General features: G+C 35.4%; 12 protein-coding genes, 1 pseudogene and 1 other annotated feature. Of the genes and pseudogenes, 4 read left to right on the top strand and 9 right to left on the bottom strand.

The genetic code is table 11. From position 1 onward, the window contains the following. Positions 1 to 202: 202 nt before the first annotated feature. A complete protein-coding gene (locus ACQVV1_RS25520; RefSeq protein WP_001022921.1) occupies positions 203 to 1,633 on the bottom strand; it encodes an alanine/glycine:cation symporter family protein in 1,431 nt (476 codons plus the stop codon). Positions 1,634 to 1,933: 300 nt separating this feature from the next. Between ACQVV1_RS25520 and ACQVV1_RS25515 the strand changes: the two genes are divergently transcribed. Then, on the top strand, positions 1,934 to 2,572 hold the full coding sequence (locus tag ACQVV1_RS25515) for an NAD(P)-dependent oxidoreductase (protein ID WP_242254797.1): 639 nt from the start codon (positions 1,934 to 1,936) through the stop codon (positions 2,570 to 2,572). A gap of 44 nt (positions 2,573 to 2,616) precedes the next feature. On the opposite strand, the pseudogene ACQVV1_RS25510 reads toward ACQVV1_RS25515, so the two are convergent. The 4 genes and pseudogenes from ACQVV1_RS25510 to ACQVV1_RS25495 all read right to left on the bottom strand — a co-directional run bounded on the left by ACQVV1_RS25510 (position 2,617) and on the right by ACQVV1_RS25495 (position 8,819). Next, a pseudogene (locus ACQVV1_RS25510) lies at positions 2,617 to 5,196 on the bottom strand (M60 family metallopeptidase). A 570-nt stretch (positions 5,197 to 5,766) separates the two neighbouring features. Next, positions 5,767 to 6,687 carry a thioester domain-containing protein gene (locus tag ACQVV1_RS25505; protein WP_242254801.1) on the bottom strand — a complete coding sequence of 307 codons (921 nt, stop codon included), beginning with the start codon at positions 6,685 to 6,687 and terminating at the stop codon, positions 5,767 to 5,769. A 112-nt stretch (positions 6,688 to 6,799) separates the two neighbouring features. Further along, the gene (locus tag ACQVV1_RS25500; protein WP_048528200.1) at positions 6,800 to 7,639 is read right to left on the bottom strand and encodes an aldo/keto reductase; all 840 of its coding nucleotides are present in this window, start codon (positions 7,637 to 7,639) and stop codon (positions 6,800 to 6,802) included. Between the two features lie 16 nt (positions 7,640 to 7,655). Then, a complete protein-coding gene (locus tag ACQVV1_RS25495) occupies positions 7,656 to 8,819 on the bottom strand; it encodes an MFS transporter (protein WP_166688331.1) in 1,164 nt (387 codons plus the stop codon). 366 nt (positions 8,820 to 9,185) lie between these two features. On the opposite strand from ACQVV1_RS25495, the gene ACQVV1_RS25490 reads away from it, so the two are divergent. From ACQVV1_RS25490 to ACQVV1_RS25480, 3 genes are all read left to right on the top strand, one after another. Next, entirely contained in the window at positions 9,186 to 9,530 is a 345-nt protein-coding gene (locus ACQVV1_RS25490) for a winged helix-turn-helix transcriptional regulator (RefSeq protein ID WP_000760481.1), read from the top strand. A 435-nt stretch (positions 9,531 to 9,965) separates the two neighbouring features. After that, entirely contained in the window at positions 9,966 to 10,406 is a 441-nt protein-coding gene (locus ACQVV1_RS25485; protein WP_001115309.1) for a DUF1641 domain-containing protein, read from the top strand. Between the two features lie 44 nt (positions 10,407 to 10,450). Next, on the top strand, positions 10,451 to 11,629 hold the full coding sequence (locus ACQVV1_RS25480; protein WP_000043194.1) for an NAD(P)/FAD-dependent oxidoreductase: 1,179 nt from the start codon (positions 10,451 to 10,453) through the stop codon (positions 11,627 to 11,629). Between the two features lie 190 nt (positions 11,630 to 11,819). Here ACQVV1_RS25480 and tyrS read toward each other — a convergent pair whose 3' ends face one another. The 4 genes from tyrS to ACQVV1_RS25460 form a co-directional block, all read right to left on the bottom strand. After that, positions 11,820 to 13,082 (bottom strand): tyrosine--tRNA ligase, encoded by a 1,263-nt coding sequence (gene tyrS, locus ACQVV1_RS25475; RefSeq protein WP_309259502.1) that lies wholly within the window; start codon positions 13,080 to 13,082, stop codon positions 11,820 to 11,822. A 51-nt stretch (positions 13,083 to 13,133) separates the two neighbouring features. Next, positions 13,134 to 13,349: a binding site (T-box leader), on the bottom strand. Between the two features lie 100 nt (positions 13,350 to 13,449). Next, complete coding sequence (gene murB, locus ACQVV1_RS25470; RefSeq protein ID WP_063221750.1) at positions 13,450 to 14,364, bottom strand: UDP-N-acetylmuramate dehydrogenase; 915 nt, start codon at positions 14,362 to 14,364, stop codon at positions 13,450 to 13,452. A gap of 388 nt (positions 14,365 to 14,752) precedes the next feature. Continuing rightward, entirely contained in the window at positions 14,753 to 15,148 is a 396-nt protein-coding gene (locus tag ACQVV1_RS25465) for an SET domain-containing protein (protein WP_000573650.1), read from the bottom strand. A gap of 196 nt (positions 15,149 to 15,344) precedes the next feature. Further along, positions 15,345 to 16,847 carry a DUF4077 domain-containing protein gene (locus tag ACQVV1_RS25460; protein ID WP_431169690.1) on the bottom strand — a complete coding sequence of 501 codons (1,503 nt, stop codon included), beginning with the start codon at positions 16,845 to 16,847 and terminating at the stop codon, positions 15,345 to 15,347. Positions 16,848 to 16,868: the final 21 nt, after the last annotated feature.

Here is a 16,868-nt window from a genome sequence, read left to right as displayed (position 1 = left end):
TAGTAATCAAGAATTTTCGACAAATTCACGTTATATTTTATAACATGACGGCGTTACATCATATGACATGAGGCTTTTTTCATAAAATAAAACTATACTCAGCTAGCGCATTTCCCTAATACCCAACCACATATTTTCGACAAATCACAGAAAAAAAGACCAAACAAAAAGAGCATCGAATTCATCTCGATGCTCTTTTTTATTACACTGCTTTTTCTTTATCTGTTACCGCTGACTTATCCCAACACTCTGTATTCGTTAAACCAGGAATAGAATCTGCACTGAAGACCGGATCTTTTCCTTGTTTCTTTTGCCTTACATAGTCTGCCAAAGCAGCATATGCAAATCGCCCAAGAAGTGTAATCGCAATTAAGTTTGTAATTACCATTAGACCCATAAATAAATCTGCCATATTCCATACGACTTGAAGCGTCGCAATAGAACCGAATAACACCATTCCAACTACCGCAATACGGTAAATCGTTAACCAAGTTTTACTTTGTTTAATGAATTCAATATTCGTTTCACCATAATAGTAATTTCCTAAAAGTGAACTGAATGCAAATAAGAAAATAATAATCGCTAAGAAACTGCTCGCCCATGGGCCAATTTGTGAACTTAATGCATTTTGCGTTAATTCAATACCTTCTAAATTCGTTGCTTTATATGCACCAGAACATAGTACGATAAATGCTGTTGATGTACATACTAAGAATGTATCTACTAAAACACCAATCGTTTGAATAAAACCTTGTTTCGCTGGATGCGTTACATCAGCTGTTGCTGCCGCGTTCGGCGCACTACCCATACCTGCTTCGTTCGCGAATAATCCACGCTGAATACCATATTTCATTGCAGCACCGATACCGCCACCTACAGCTGAATCTAAACCGAATGCACCTTTAAAGATTTCTGTAAACACATCTGGTATTAAATAGAAGTTCTTAATGACAACAAAAATAGCGACCGCAATATAAATAAGCGCCATTGGTGGAACAATCATTTCCGACATACGTGCGATACTTTTTACACCACCAAAAATAATAACCGCAACTAATGCAGCTAATGCAATCCCAACAATATAACGCTCAATACCAAAAGCATTTTTAAATGCTAATGTAACTGTATTTGCTTGTACTGAGTTAAAAATTAAACCATAACTAATTGTAATAAGGATAGAGAACCAAATTCCCATCCAACGTTTATTTAAACCTTTTTCCATATAATAAGCAGGACCACCACGGAAGCCACTGCCATCTTTTATTTTATAAATTTGTGCAAGCGTACTTTCTACGAAACTTGAAGAAGCTCCGATAATCGCAATAACCCACATCCAAAATACTGCGCCAGGTCCTCCCATAGAAATAGCTAACGCTACACCAGCTAAATTACCGATACCAATACGAGCTGCTGAACTCATACAGAACGCTTGGAAAGAAGATACACTACCTTTTTTACGCGTCTTTCCAGTTAATCCATCACTCATTAGTCGAACCATTTCCCCTAAATGAGTAATTTGTACGAATTTCAATTTAATAGAAAAATAAAGACCTAAACCAATTAACATTGCAATAAGAATATATGACCAAAGAATTGTATTCGTTGATGAAATAAATTGCTCTAAAATATTCATACAATTAACCCCTCCTTTTCTCCATAAAACGAATTATATTTAAAAAACATTTAAAAATCAACATTTTTCGACAATTTGCAATTTCCAAATATTAGCCAGGCTCGAAGTAACAATATCTTTATGACTCTCCTCCCTCTAACTGTGCATACTAAAACAAAAAATAAATCTACAAACTACCCCATTGACAAAAATACCAACCTGTAACTATAATGATTACAACAGGTTGTAACAAACCTAATTACAATACATTCATTTACTTTCAGATATACACTTTAACAAAACACTTTGGAGGGATTTATTATGAAAATCGGAATTATCGGAGCAACTGGTAAAGCAGGAAGTCGCATTTTAAAAGAAGCATTAGATCGCGGACATGAAGTAACTGCAATCGTAAGAAATGCTGCAAAAATTACAGAAGAAAATGTAAAAGTTTTAGAGAAAGATGTATTCACTCTTACATCTAACGATCTACAAGCATTCGATGTAGTTGTAAATGCATTCGGTGCTCCAGCAGGACAAGAACACCTTCACGTAGATGCAGGAAACGTACTAATTGAAGCTATGAAGGGTGCACCAAATACAAAATTACTTGTAGTTGGCGGCGCTGGAAGCTTATTTGTAGACGAAGAGAAAACAACACGTGTATTTGAGACACCAGGTTTCCCAGGCGAATACCTTGCAACAGCTCAAAACCAAGGTAAAAACTTAGAAATCTTGCAACAAACAAACGATATTACTTGGACATTCATCAGCCCTTCTGCACTATTTGCATTAGGAAAACGCACAGGCTCTTATACAGCTGGAAAAGACAATCTGCTTGTTAACGCAAAAGGTGATAGCTACGTAAGTTACGAAGACTTCGCAGTAGCAGCACTTGATGAAATTGAAAATCCAAAACACGTAAACGAACGCTTCACAGTTGTTTCTGAAGCTGAATAATAAAAAAGCTCGTAAAACGTTATGTTTTACGAGCTTTTTTATTATTATATTTGCTCTAAACCATTCGGAGTAATCTTGAAGGAAATTTCTTCAAACTTTTTCTTATCTCCTTTTCCAACGAACTCACTATTTTTGTACCAGCTTAAACGATCTGATTCGGCATGATACACTTTTACTACATCTCCATACTCGAACATCATACCATTTACTTGTTCTGCAAAATTCTTTGAAGTCTCTTGCCCTTCTGCTATTACATGCTTTTTCTCATTATTATTTTGATCATATAACGTAATTCCCATATATAATTCATTGTTAAAGTAACTATGAATTTGTTCATTTGTAGACGTTACATGTAATTTCTTATCATCATGATTTAACGTTACAATAGAACGAACAACATTACTAAGCCCTTGGTATACAATGCTGTCTCCATACGTTACTTCTACTGGCACTTCCGTCACTTTCTTATTTCCAAAGCGATCTTTCGTTTCTACCTTTACTTTTTGTTCACCGATTTTTGTCGTATCCAGATTTTCTACAAAACCGATTACTTCTCCATCTTTCACTTGAACAAATTTTTGTGCTTCTAATTTATCAGCGTTTGTTCCAATTACTACTTTTTGCGGTACAGCTGTTACTTCTTGCTGAGCTCCCATTCTCTCAAAGCCCTTTTCGGTTACCTTAAAGAGTAATTCCTTTTCTACTTTCGCCTTTCCTTGACCGATAAACTCATTATTTTGATACCAATTCAAGCGATCTGATTCTGCGTGATATACTTTAACAACGTCACCATATGCAAACTCTAATCCATTAATCGTTTTTGCGAATTCTTCCGCATTTTCAACGCCTTTTACAGTTACTTTCTTTTTTTCTTTTCCATTTGAACCTAGTAACGCGAATTCAAAATACGTATCTTCTTTAAAATAAGAATGCACTTGATTTGAATTAGCCATCGCACTAAACTTTTTCTGATCATGTTGCAGCGTTACAATTGATTTAACATCACCATCATCTATGTAATTAAGCCCTTTAAATACTAAGCTATCACCATAACTAACATTTGCTACAACCGGAATTAAATTCTTATTACCTTTTTCATCTATAATTTCTACTTTTACAGTTTTTTCTCCAACTTCAGGCTTACCTTGTATAATCACACCTGTTGTTTTTACATCTTTGCCTAAATTCTGTACAAGTTCTTTTGCTTTTTTCTCATCATATGTAGTACCGATTACTACATTTTATATTTTTTCATTATTTGGCTCGCCATATGGAACTTCATATAACTCAGTTTGTTTTTCACGAATTGGATTGCTATCTGTAGATAACCATATTTCTTTTTCTAATTTTGGTAAATTTAATTTTTCAATCTTTTCTCTCGTAGCATCATTTGCAAATAATCCCCATTTATCAAAGAAAGGAATTAAATTTTGTCCTGCCACTTTTGACGTCATATAAATAAACATCTGCTTTTTCTCTTCATCAGATTTAGGCAGTTCTGTATCATGTAACAAACGATACATTTGATGTAAATTCGGATAGAATTGATCCCCATAAGCTAAATGTAACTGCCAAAACATAACTAATTTCTCAAATACATCCATCTTTTCTTGTGCATCCGGTTTACCTAAATAAGCAAATGCAACTTCATAGCGCCCCTCTTGCTCTAACCTTGTTTTATGCCCAAATGTAGTTTGAACTGCCAAAGAATAAATATTAACGGTTACTTCTCCAAGTCCATCCCATAACCAAGTATTCTGTTGATGTTGATGTCCCACTTCATGCCAAGGCCCCCATCCATCATTAGTTAACTTTTCTAGATTTAGTACTGGGCCTAAATTCCCTTTACTATAAGCTGTTCGATAATAAGTCGCATACATATAATTGTCCGTATACCAGTCTTCAACAAAATGAATGGAATGTTTACCTTGATTCGCAACACCCACACCATCTTTTGATAAACCTGATATCTTATGTTCTATATTAATTATTTCATCCTGTTTCTTTAATAACGCAGCTGGATCTTCTTGTTTTAAATGCCCCGCTACAGTCTCAGGATGCATAGTTAATAAACTATTTTCTCCCTTCATTTCTATTGCATATGGATCAGGATTCTCTGCCAACATACGTTTCCAATCTTTCGTCGTATGCTTTCCTAAAATAAATAAAGGATTTGTTGTACCACCTTTTTTCACTTTAGCGACTAATTCTCCTGTGTTGTGATAATTATAAAAGTATAATAGTCCCCCATTTGAAGAAGAAATTTTATTCTCACCAGGATTTAAATTGAATTGTTTAGGTTCTTCTTTTTCATAAGAATATGTACCAATATAAGCTTTAATCTGTTGAGTCCCTTCTACTTGAATAACTACTTCTTCACCTGGCTTTACATAAATGCCCGTTGGTTCATAAGGAGAAAAACTCATTCGACGCTGATGCAACTCACGCATCTCTTCTACATTACCTTTTGGCAGCAATTGATACACTCGCTCTTCTTGCTGCTTCTCCTTATCTTCAATCGTCATCTCTGCATACACCTTAGGTACTTCAAGTCCATATGGCGTTAATAACGTAGCTAAACAAACACCAGCCACTAATACCCTACTCGTCTTTTTCTTCGACATAATCTGTGTCCCCTGTTCCTTTATTTAGAAAAACCAACATATATTCATTTAATAAGAAATCCTATTATTTTTATAAAAAAATTTAATGAATAGACTAACACCTCGCGCACCTGTATCTATTACTACTGCATTTCCCTCCATGTATTCGCTTTCTTACATTGTAAAATTTTTATGTAATATGCCCTCCTCACTTCTCTCTATTTGTGATGAGTTCTCTTCGTACATAAAAAGAGAATAGTAAAAGATATAATTTAGTATTGTCATCTATACATCCGAAAATAAAAATAGTAATATAAACTTACATTTTCTTCATATATGACCATCTATAGGTAGTTTTTCCAACTGAATTGTACACGCTTTACACTTTGTTTGATAGACTTTTCAATTAGAATAATGTTACAATTTCGTGAATTTAATCTATTGATTGTAACGTTTAGATTTTATTATATTTTGTTATTTCCAAATAATTTTCCCAACATAAAAACAGTGTTTTATCTAGTTAATAATTATCTTGATATAATTTTAAATTTCATATATAAAAAGCATTGGTTAACACCAATGCTTTCATCCTTACCTTTTATATTGATTCGGTTTATGCGGTTCATTTGGAGTATGTGGTTTATTATTATCATGACCATTTCCTTTTTTCCAACTCACTGATAACTCCGGACTTGTTTCTTCTTCACTACGCTCAAGTAATACAACTGCATTTTGAATTGTCGGTGTACCTTTATGTGCAATCCCTTGTAGCTTCGTTAATTTCCCGATTACTTTAAAGCTAAATCCACCAGCTGGTGTTTGTTTCGGAATTAAAATGCGGAACTTTTCTCCTACATTAAATTCTGTTTTTGCTTCGCCTTTTTCATTTACAAATTTCGCTCCTGCTGGTGCACCTATTGCTTGCACTTTATACGTCCCGCTTTTTGCATTTGTTTCTACTGTATATAAACCTGTTTCAAAGAAATCATTTTTCAATACTGCTTGTTGTTCTTCCAATGGTACGACACTCATCGTAATTTCTTGTAATTCTTCACTAGCGCTTGCTTTTGCAACGATATCTTTCGTTACCTTTTCTACATTTTTATTACGGAAATCTAAATCATTAATATCGATTTGTTTTAACGCATCCCATACCGCAAGCTGCGTTGCGTAATGCGCTTCTCTCCAATCAGAAACACCTAATTCTTGTGGACTCTTTTGTGGATATCCATTCAATAGTACACGGTACACATTAATATCCACTTTACCCATTTCCGGTAAATCTTGACCGCTCGGAGATTTCAAATCTACATTTAAGCAAAATGCAATTTTTCCATCTGCCGTTTTAATAAGTTCTGTTCGAATTGGCTTCTTCTTTGACTTACTATAACTCCAATCCATTTGATACTTTGTATGGTCCATAACTTCGGCAAATGCTTTTTGAAGTGGGAATAACACAAATAACACACTTAAAAACATAGCTAGAAGTTTGAACGATTGCTTTATATTCATGTTTACAGCCCCTTATAACAAACTTAATACTAAGTAGTATTTAATTAGAAAATATTTTTATGCACAAAAAAAGAGTGCATAAAAGCACTCTTTTTTCTTTCTTACTTTAATCTTAGAAATCGAAGTTATCAGGATCTGGACCAACGCGGTGATTTTGATTTAACGCATCGATTTTTTCCATATCTTCTTTCGTTAACTCAAAGTTAAATACATCAGCGTTTGCAATGATGCGGTGTTCTTTCGTTGATTTTGGAATTGTAATTACTCCATTTTGAAGATCCCAACGTAAAATAACTTGCGCTGTTGTTTTACCGTGTTTCTCAGCAATTGCTTGTAATGTTTCGTTATCTAATAATTGACCTTGCATTAATGGTGACCATGCTTCCATTTGAATACCTTGTTCTTTACAGAAAGCTTGTAATTCTTTTTGTGTCAAACGAGGGTGGTATTCTACTTGGTTAATCATTGGCTTGATTTCTGCATCTTTCATTACATCTTGTAAGTGATGGATTTGGAAGTTACTTACACCAATTGCACGTACGCGCTCTTCTTTATAAAGTGTTTCTAACGCTCTCCATGTATCTTTATATTTTCCTTCTACAGGCCAGTGAACAAGGAATAAATCTAAATAATCTAGTTCTAATTTCTTTAAACTCTCTTCGTATGCAGCAATTGTTTCTTCATATCCTTGATCTGCATTCCACACTTTTGAAGTGATGAATAAATCTTCTCTTGAAATACCAGTTGCTTCGATACCTGCACGGATTCCTTCACCTACAGCTTTTTCATTTCCGTAAATTGCAGCTGTATCGATACTGCGGTATCCTGCTTTAATCGCTGATTTTACAGCTTCTACAAGTTCTGGTCCTTCTTCTACTTTAAATACACCTAAACCGAACCAAGGCATTTCTACACCATTATTTAATACTGCTTTACTTTGTAAGTTTTTCATTTTATTTTCTCTCCTTTTATTTTGCTTGATCTCTTTTTTCTAATGTCATGCTCCACGCTGTTAAAATAACAGCAGCTACTACCATAATGCCGCCTACCCAAGCAGTATGGATTAACCCTAATGAATTCGTTACAAGGCCACCTATATAAGAACCTAAAGCGATTCCTCCGTTAAATGCGGCAATATTTATTGCTGAAGCAACATCAACCGCACTCGGAACAAAGCGCTCTGCCAATATAACTACATATACTTGCAGCCCCGGAACATTCATAAATGCGAATAGTCCCATGAAAATAATTGTGATTAATCCAGCTACTTTAAATGGCGCTGTAAATGTTAAAACAAATAATATAATCGCTTGAATCAAGAACATGTAAAATAGCGCTCGAATCGGATTATGATTCGATAACTTTCCGCCGACCATATTCCCTATCGCAATGGCAATTCCATACACTAATAAAATGATAGTAACAGTACTTGCTTCAAACCCTGTTACTTCTTGTAATAGCGGTGATAAATACGTAAATGTTACGAATGTACCGCCGTATCCAAGTGCAGTAATAATGAAAACAAGTAATAGTCTTCCATTTTTAATTAGTTTGAATTGATCACGAAACGATACAGGTACACCATTTTTCAAATTAGATGGGACTAGTATGCTGTTTGCGATAAAAGCAATAATTCCAATTACAACAATCGCCATAAATGACGCTCTCCAGCCAAATTGTTGCCCAATAAAGGTACCAATTGGCACACCTGTAATAGTCGCAACTGTTAATCCAGTAAACATAATCGCAATGGCACTAGCACGTTTATTCTCTGGTACGATTGCGGCCGCGATTGTAGATCCTATCGACATAAACACACCATGTGCAAACGCAGCTACAATCCTTGCGATAATTAATACAGTGAAGCTTGTTGCTATTGCCGCAATGCCATTACCAATAATGAAAATAACCATAATCCACATTAATAATGTCTTTCTCGACATACTAGCTGTTAACGCTGTTAAGACAGGAGCTCCTACCGCTGCCCCTAACGCATATAGGGAAACAGTTAAACCAGCTGTTGTAACCGAAACATTTAAATCTTTTGAAATGGATGGTAATAAACCGACACTAATAAATTCGGTCGTACCAATCCCAAACGCACTAATTGCTAGTGCTAATAAAGCAAACATACTTCTTCGGTTCGTCTGAACTTCGGAAGATGGTACTGTATATGAACTCAATTGAATTCCTCCTTATTACAAGAAATCCAATCATAATAGTGCGATAAAAAGGCCCTTTTATCTTCTAAAAAATATATTTAATCTCTACAAATGCTATTATGAATGGTTTCATTCTTTTTTTGAAGAACGCACTTTAAAGTACTATAGGCACCAAAAGGTAACATAGTCACTTTTCAGTACCGTACTACTCATTTGCCTCTTACATGTGCTATTATGAAACATATTTAACATGATAAAAAGTACGTACTTTAAAGTGCTATAGGTACTAAAAAGTAACATTTGTATTATTTAACACTCACACAAGGAGGGTTTCATATGAAGAAATATAATATTCCTGTAGAGGCGACCTTAGAAGTTATCGGCGGCAAATGGAAGGTTGTTATTCTTTGTCACTTAACGAAAGGTACAAAGAGAACGAGTGAACTAAAACGTTCAATGCCTGGTATTACACAAAAAATGTTAACGCAGCAATTACGTGAATTAGAAGACGACGGCGTTATTCAAAGAAAGGTATACAATCAAGTTCCACCAAAAGTAGAATATTCTCTTACTGATTACGGTTGGTCTTTAGAATCCATTCTTGATTCTCTTTGTTCTTGGGGCGAATGCCATCTTGAAAAGGAAGGTAACACATCGATGCTAATTGCGGAAGGTGAATAATAGGAAAAAGGAAAAAACGAACATGAATTTGTTCATTTTTTCCTTTTTTTCTTATTATATATGTACATTTCTAACTGAAACAAAATATTTTATACGCTTTCATACCTTGTCAGTACTACGTTATACATTCAATATCAAATAATTAGGAATCATTTTTATGTTAACATAGGTGTATATAGTATATAATATAGGATATATATTATATACACTTTCCGGTAACGGAGCTTTTCCATTATGCGGACAAGCCATATATCGGACAGTTCATAAATAATAGGTAAGACGTTATGGTTTTAGATTTATGTTTGCAGCTTACTTGCTGTCATAAATTTAAAGGCATTTTATTGTGTTTTGTGAAACTTTGTATAAAGTTTCGTAACCGTTTACTATCTTACTTATAAAAAATAAGAGTATTGCTATCGTAAAGGAGAATTGGAGATGCCAGAAACTATGACTCAAACAAAGCCAGAACAAGAAACTGTACAAATTTCTGCTAGCCAAGGACAACTTGATGTACTTGATCAGTTGTTAAAACCTGAGGTACAAGAATCATTAACAACACTAGTGGAACAGCTTCCAAAATTAACTGAGCTTGTTAACATTTTAACTAAGTCTTATGACTTCGCTCAAACTGTTGCTACTGATGAAGTATTAAAAAGCGACACTGTTGGTGCAATCACAGAGCTTGTAGAACCTGTAAAAGATACAGTGAAAAGCATGGCTGCAACTGCAATCGAAGCGAAAGATCGTGCTGACGAAAGCAACGAAGTTATTGGCCTATTCGGTCTATTAAAATTACTAAAAGATCCACAAGCACAAAAAATGTTCCGCTTTGTGAACGCATATCTTCAAATTAGTGCAGAACGTAACAATAAATAAGTTAACTTATAACAACAATTAGTAAAGACGGGGGATATCATACTATGTCAAAACAAATTGTCATCTTAGGCGCTGGTTATGGCGGTCTTCTTGCCGCTTTAAACGTACGTAAATATTACAGCAAATCAGAAGCACAAGTTACAGTGATTAACCAATACCCAACACACCAAATCATCACTGAACTACACCGCCTTGCAGCTGGTAATGTTGCTGAGCAAGCAATTGCAATGCCACTTACAAAGCTTTTCAAAGGTAAAGACATCGATCTTAAAATTGCAACAGTTGAGTCATTCTCAGTTGATAGCAAAGAAATTAAATTAGCTGGCGGCACTACTTTATCTTACGATGCACTTGTAGTTGCTTTAGGAAGTAAAACTGCTTACTTCGGTATTCCAGGACTAGAAGAAAACAGCATGGTATTAAAATCTGCTGCTGATGCAAACAAAATCTACAAACACGTTGAAGACCGTATTCGTGAATACGCGAAAACGAAAAACGAAGCTGATGCTACAATCGTAATCGGTGGTGGCGGATTAACTGGCGTTGAGCTAGTTGGTGAGCTTGCTGACATTATGCCTAAACTTGCAAAAAGCCACGGCGTAAATCCAAAAGAAGTTAAACTTCTTCTTGTTGAAGCAGGTCCAAAAATCCTTCCAGTATTACCAGACCACTTAATCGAACGTGCAACTACTAGCCTAGAAGCACGCGGCGTTACATTCTTAACTGGTCTTCCTGTAACAAACGTTGCTGGCAATGAGATCGACTTAAAAGACGGTCAAAAACTTGTTGCTAACACATTCGTTTGGACAGGCGGTGTACAAGGTAATCCACTAATCGGTGAATCAGGTCTTGAAGTTAACCGTGGACGTGCAACAGTTGATGCATACCTACAATCTACTTCTCACAAAGACGTATTCGTTGCTGGAGACAGCGCTGTTGTCTTCGCTCCAGACGGACGTCCATACCCACCAACTGCACAAATTGCTTGGCAAATGGGTGAGTTAATTGGATACAACTTATACGCAGCACTAGAAGGCAAAGCATTCGAAGAGTTCGCACCTGTAAACTCTGGAACACTTGCTAGTCTAGGACGTAAAGATGCTGTTGCTACAATCGGAGCAAGCAATACTCCACTTAAAGGCTTACCAGCATCATTAATGAAAGAAGCAAGTAACGTTCGTTACTTATCACACATTAAAGGTCTATTCAGCTTAGCTTACTAATCTGAATATAAGCCCGAATCATGCCCTGCATGGTTCGGGCTATTTTTATCCGTAATTTTCTCTAACTTATTTATTCGGCAGAAGAATAAAATAATCCTTTAAATTATCTAAATTTACTGATTATTTTATGTCTAAATTGTGTATATGAAAGAATGGAAGTATTCTTCCTACTCCCATCCTTTCACACAAATTATTCTCCTAACTTCACAAGGCTATAGTTCTTCTTCCCTTTACGGATAATAATAAATCGTCCATCAAATGAATTCTCTATAGTAACATCCGTGCCTACATCTGTTACTTTTTCACCATTCATAGAAATCGCACCATTATTAATGTCTTCGCGTGCTTGTCTTCTAGATGGTTCAATTCCTAAATCAACTAGCCATTCTACGATGTTTTTCGTCTCTTTTGAAGACTGGAATGTTGGCATTTCTTTAAAGCCTTGTTCAATTTCATCAGCTGTTAACGATTTAATATCTCCGCTAAATAACGCTGCTGTAATTTTCACAGCTTGCAGGAATGCTTCTTCTCCGTGAACGAATTTTGTCATTTCTTCCGCTAATACTTTTTGCGCTTCACGTTTATGAGGCTCTGTTTCTACCTTGACCGCTAATTCATCAATGCGCTCTTTCGTTAAGAATGTAAAGTATTTCAAGTATTTGACTACGTCACGGTCATCTGTATTTACCCAGAATTGGTAAAATTCAAACGGTGTCGTTTTTTCAGGATTAAGCCAAACAGCGCCACCTGCCGATTTACCGAACTTCGTACCATCTGATTTCAATAATAACGGAATCGTTAATCCGAATACTTTCGCTTCGTGCCCTTCTAGCTTACGAATTAAATCTAATCCACTCGTAATATTTCCCCATTGGTCACTACCACCAATTTGCAGTTGCACATCTTCTTTCGTGTATAAGTGATGGAAATCCATCGCTTGCAAGATTTGGTACGTAAATTCCGTGAAAGAAATTCCTGTATCTAAACGGCTTGCTACAATATCCTTTGCTAACATACTATTAATGCTAAAGTTTTTTCCGTAATCACGTAAAAACTCAATAATGTTTATTTCATGTGTCCAGTCGTAGTTATTTACCATCTTCACTTCGCTATTTCCGCCAAAATCAAATAGCTTTTTCATTTGTGCTGTTAACGCATCTACATTATGCTGAACTACTTCTAACGTTTGAAGTTGGCGTTCTGATTGACGTCCACTCGGATCACCAATTGTTCCTGTTGCCCCACCAATTAAAATAACTGGATGATGGCCAGCTAACTGGAATCTCTTCATCATCATAAACGGAATCAAATGTCCGATATGCATACTATCACCAGTCGGATCCACTCCGCAGTATAGTGAAATCTTTTTCTCTTCTACTAACTTACGTAAACCTTCTTCATCAGTCTGTTGATTAACGGCGCCGCGCCATTCTAATTCATCAATGATATTCATCTTTTGTCATCCCCTTTATTTTTTAAAAACAAAAAATCCCTATGTCTATGACATAGGGACGATTATTCACCGTGTTACCACCCAGTTTGTATAAATAGCATAGCTACTCATACCACTCTTAGCAATAATATCGATTGCCAATCCGCTTAGCATTACCTAAGATACTCCAGAGTGTAATTCGCAAGTTTGTTTGTGCTAGGTTCCAGCAACCCCTAGCTCTCTCGTTAACAGTGACAAACTGCTACTGGGCTCTTTCAACGTATGTTATTTGTTAAATTATTAGCCATTATATTGAATTAAAAACAAATTGTCAATAATCGCCAAATATTATTTTAAAATAATTCCCATCTTCATACGTATTCCTTTATTACTTATCTTCTCCAATAATCCTTACTTCTCGCTCTAACTTCACACCGAATTTCTCTTCAACTGTTTTTTGCACGAAATGAATTAAATCGATGTAATCTTGTGCTGTTCCGTTATCAACATTCACCATAAATCCAGCATGCTTTAGAGAAACTTCCACTCCACCAATTCGCTTACCTTGTAGTCCTGATTCTTGAATCAATTTACCAGCAAAATTATTTGGTGGGCGTTTAAATACGCTACCGCATGAAGGATATTCTAGAGGTTGTTTTGACTCACGTTTAAACGTTAAATCATCCATTTTTTCTTTAATTTCTTCACGTACACCTTCTTCAAGTTCAAATCTCGCTTCAAGAATAATGTAGTGATTGTTAGCAAATACACTCTTACGATATCCAAATTCAAATGCTTCTTTCGTTAAAGTACGTAGCTCTCCATCACCTGTCATTACGACAGCTTCTGTTAATACAAACGAAATTTCACCGCCGTAAGCACCAGCATTCATATATAATGCTCCGCCCACTGAACCTGGAATACCACAAGCGAACTCAAGGCCCGTTAAGTTATGATCTAACGCAATACGTGATACATCAATAATTGCTGCACCGCACTGTGCTACAATCGTTGTTCCATTTACAGTAACACCTGTAATATGAATTAAACTTACCGTAATCCCTCGAATACCACCGTCTTTAATAATGACATTCGAACCATTTCCTAAAAACGTAACTGGAATATTATATTGGTTCGCATATTTAATAACTTCTTGAATTTCATCATAATTCGTAGGCGCAACGAACACATCTGCTTTTCCGCCAACTTTAATATGCGTATGATTCTTTAACATTTCATCTTGTTTCACATGACCTTCAGGCAATACCGTACTTAAATATTCATAAACCTCTTGCATATTCATTTTACGATTCCTCTATTTCTATATTCTTTTTATCCCGTTATACGGGCCCATAATATCCCCACGTACATGAAAGAACCTAAAGTGGTGGATACAGTGTACCCAAAATCAATTCGAGACACCTATAAACCTCTTAATTATAAGAGGTGCCACTCATATTAAAATATATATTGCATAATAAAGCAACCCAAATGGGCTACTAAACTTGACATGTAACCAGAAAGACAACAATTTGTAAAATATATCACTTTTACAAAACAATATCCTTCAGTATCTTACTATACCATACGAAAAGAAAGTGGTATTTTTTTGTAATTTTTACTTTGTTTTCATCAACAAAAAAGGATGCTTTTACCTATGTAAAAGCATCCTTTTCATTACTTATTTTAAATTACTTTTCGTTCTCTTCTTTTTCCTTATCAAACCATAACAGCTCATCGTCATCAACTTCACCATTATAATTGATTAGAATCTCTTCTCCCGCTTTTATATCCTTATAAGCAAAGAAGTTAAACGTATGATTCTCAAAGACAATATCATACGTTGCATTCGGATTATATGCATGATTAAATAACATGCCGTATCCTAAAAGGAATGCCGTATGATTTACCCCATACTCAAATGCGTAGTCAGCAAGTAACGTTTTCTCAATGTGTTCATGCTGTTCATTCGGATAAGAGATAACTGGTGCTGAGTGAATCAACTCGCCCTTTTTAATATCACGAGTTGCAAATACACCTCTATTAAATTCTCCATCACTAAGTTCAGAAGTCTTAACTTCGATCATATGCGTCACCTATAAAATTCTTTCTTTGAAGTATTTTATCTCGCTACCTGCGAGGTTCAACTAATAATTAGTAGCTATTAGTTGAATTTTATCTCCTTAAGCTTGGCAGAAAACGCGCAGAAAAGCAATTAAATTCCTATTAAGTCTTCGTTTAAATAAAAAAAGAGCACAAATGGTGTGCTCTCTTCAAGCGATATTACTTTTCTAAAATATCTTCTAACAATTTCACTTGCTCGCTAACAGTATGTAATGTCTTCACTGATGTATCATTTCGATGTTTTTCTTCTTCCACACTTGCTAACACTTCTTCTGTAGCCGCAGAAGTTTGCTGAATTACATTAGAAGCATGTGTAACATCCTTTACGATATTCTTCGTTTTAGCTTGGAAATTTTCTTGATGACCAACAATCTCTCTCATTACATCATTAATTGTATCAATAAACTTCCCTAAATCCGTTACATTTGTTAAAACGCTTGCTAGCATTTCGTTACATTCTTCTTGTACTCTTTCTGATTTCTCTACCTGTACTTCTACCTTGCTTGCTTGATTACTAAACTCCTTCAAAATCCCTTGAATTCTTCCAGCAGAACGATTCGATTCTTCAGCAAGCTTTAATACTTCATTCGCTACAATAGCAAACCCTTTTCCATGTTCTCCTGCCCTTGCAGCTTCAATATTTGCATTTAAAGCTAGCAAACTCGTCTGACTTGAAATATTCGTTATTACATCTACAATTTCATTAATTTGCTTCGATTGCATCATTAAATCTCTAAATATAATTCCTGATTGTGAAACAACATCATTTAAACTTCTCATGTTAGCTTCAAAACTTCTTAAAGTATGTACACTACCCTTTGAAATCTCTAAACTTTCATCAACACGAATTGATGCATTTCTTACTTGAGAGATGATTTGTTCAATATTTCCTTCCATATCGTTCAATACTTCTACTGAACGTGACATCATCTCTGATTGTGATTGCGTGCCAACTGCCACCTCTTCAAAAGCAAAATTAATGTCACTCATCGACTCCATTGATGTATTCATATTTTGTCTTAAATGATTGAAATTACTATCTAGTTTCACAACTGTTTCTTCAATAAGCCTTTGCGTCTCTTCTAGCTCCTGAGCTTTTCTCATTACTTCTTGCTTCTCATCGCTTAAACGAGACAACAGATTAGAACCAATTTTCGTGACGCCCCACATAGCGATTGTAACAATCGCTAACAAACTCGCAAAATTAGCAGCTTCAGATGCCGCTGTATAAGCAAAAAATTGATCCGGCCAATAACTACAAAGGATAAATGTACTAACAACAGCTACCCCACCAAGAATTAAAATAAGGCGCTCACTTAAATAAATAAGTGAAACCGCTAGTGTAAAGTAGACCATTTGAAATACAGCTGGGCTTTCATTAAATGCTTGTACCATAATGAAAGACATCATAAGCAACATAAATGTCATGATGTATTTATACATTGATTCCATACTTTTTATAAAAGTAAAAATCGTTCCAAATACAACGACAGAAATGCCACAAGCCCAAAACGCTAGTGCTCTCTCTGTAAAAATATATCCGTAATACCCAATCGCGATGATTCCAAGGAAGAAACTACAAATCGTAATAAACAGCAATAAATGATTTTTCTGTGATTCTTTCTCAAGGTTAGAAAAACAAGTTTTCTTTAACCATTCCATATATAAAGTCCCACCTTCTGC

This window comes from Bacillus basilensis (genome assembly GCF_050630465.1).
Classification (GTDB): domain Bacteria; phylum Bacillota; class Bacilli; order Bacillales; family Bacillaceae_G; genus Bacillus_A; species Bacillus_A basilensis.
The sequence above is the reverse complement of the archived record's forward strand: the minus strand, read 5'-3'. Positions and strand labels throughout refer to the sequence as shown.